General features: G+C 50.3%; 6 tRNA genes and 1 rRNA gene. All 7 read right to left on the bottom strand.

Going from position 1 to position 769, the window contains the following annotated elements:
• Nucleotides 1-102: 102 nt before the first annotated feature.
• Nucleotides 103-178 (bottom strand) — tRNA-Ala (locus KNP62_RS15485).
• Nucleotides 179-193: 15 nt separating this feature from the next.
• Nucleotides 194-270, bottom strand: a tRNA-Pro gene (locus KNP62_RS15480).
• A 6-nt stretch (nt 271-276) separates the two neighbouring features.
• Nucleotides 277-353 (bottom strand) — tRNA-Arg (locus KNP62_RS15475).
• Nucleotides 354-384: 31 nt separating this feature from the next.
• Nucleotides 385-471 (bottom strand) — tRNA-Leu (locus KNP62_RS15470).
• Nucleotides 472-512: 41 nt separating this feature from the next.
• Nucleotides 513-588: transfer RNA gene (locus KNP62_RS15465), tRNA-Thr, on the bottom strand.
• A 9-nt stretch (nt 589-597) separates the two neighbouring features.
• Nucleotides 598-673: transfer RNA gene (locus tag KNP62_RS15460), tRNA-Val, on the bottom strand.
• 8 nt (nt 674-681) lie between these two features.
• Nucleotides 682-769: ribosomal RNA gene (gene rrf / locus KNP62_RS15455) — 5S ribosomal RNA — on the bottom strand; the annotation flags it as partial.

Below are 769 nucleotides of genomic sequence, written 5' to 3'. Positions count from 1 at the left end.
ATAGCTCTTAAATTGACGAAGCTTGCGCTTCATTCAAAAATTGTAAAACTTATTTTTGCCTCATCGTTCAGTTTTCAAAGTTCGTCTGTAAAAAAATAAAAATGGTGGAGCCTAGCGGGATCGAACCGCTGACCTCCTGCGTGCAAGGCAGGCGCTCTCCCAGCTGAGCTAAGGCCCCATATAAAAGTGATGATGGTCGGGAAGACAGGATTCGAACCTGCGACCCCTTGGTCCCAAACCAAGTGCTCTACCAAGCTGAGCTACTTCCCGTAAAAATGGTGCACCCTGAGAGATTCGAACTCCCGGCCTTTAGATTCGTAGTCTAACGCTCTATCCAGCTGAGCTAAGGGTGCGAGACGAATAATCATCATGGGAAAATATTAATGGTACCGAGGGCCGGACTTGAACCGGCACGAGGAAACCCTCGCAGGATTTTAAGTCCTGTGCGTCTACCAATTCCGCCACCCCGGCAAGGTATAATTTCTAGCGGTAGACTTTTTAAAAAGATCAAATGGTGCCGGCGAAAGGATTCGAACCCTCGACCCTCTGATTACAAGTCAGATGCTCTACCAACTGAGCTACACCGGCAGGTGTAAATGGTGGAGGATGACGGGATCGAACCGCCGACCCCCTGCTTGTAAGGCAGGTGCTCTCCCAGCTGAGCTAATCCTCCAATATGTAGCCTGGCAACGTCCTATCCTCACAGGGGGAGATCCCCCAACTACTTTCGGCGCTGAGACGCTTAACTTCCGTGTTCGGCATGGGAACG

The sequence above is a fragment of the Exiguobacterium sp. s183 genome (assembly GCF_018617655.1).
GTDB classification, from domain to species: Bacteria; Bacillota; Bacilli; order Exiguobacteriales; family Exiguobacteriaceae; genus Exiguobacterium; species Exiguobacterium aestuarii_A.
This window is presented reverse-complemented; position numbering and strand designations above follow the sequence as displayed.